General features: G+C 44.2%; 1 pseudogene. It reads left to right on the top strand.

From position 1 onward, the window contains the following. Positions 1 to 27: 27 nt before the first annotated feature. Positions 28 to 251: pseudogene (locus E8Q33_RS16885) on the top strand (DUF3549 family protein); the annotation flags it as partial.

Raw genomic sequence — 251 nt, 5'->3', positions numbered from 1 at the left:
AATACCGTACCTGATACGGAGTAAGTTATGGATATTGGACAGATCAACACCTTGAGCAAATTTCTGCGTCAAAGTGGCGCCCAGTATCGGGTGTTTGATATGGGCCGCAGGGTCTGTAAATTAACCCTGAACAGTTTGTCAGTTTTGATAATTGTCAGCTCCCCTATCCCTATCCATTCAAACGTTTCGCTCAGATGGGCATCATTTTCTGGCATCCCGATGCAGCAGAAAAACAATATGTCTGGTTTTTG

It is taken from the genome of Methylophaga sp. SB9B, from assembly GCF_004832235.1.
GTDB classification, from domain to species: domain Bacteria; phylum Pseudomonadota; class Gammaproteobacteria; order Nitrosococcales; family Methylophagaceae; genus Methylophaga; species Methylophaga muralis.
The sequence above is the reverse complement of the archived record's forward strand: the minus strand, read 5'-3'. Positions and strand labels throughout refer to the sequence as shown.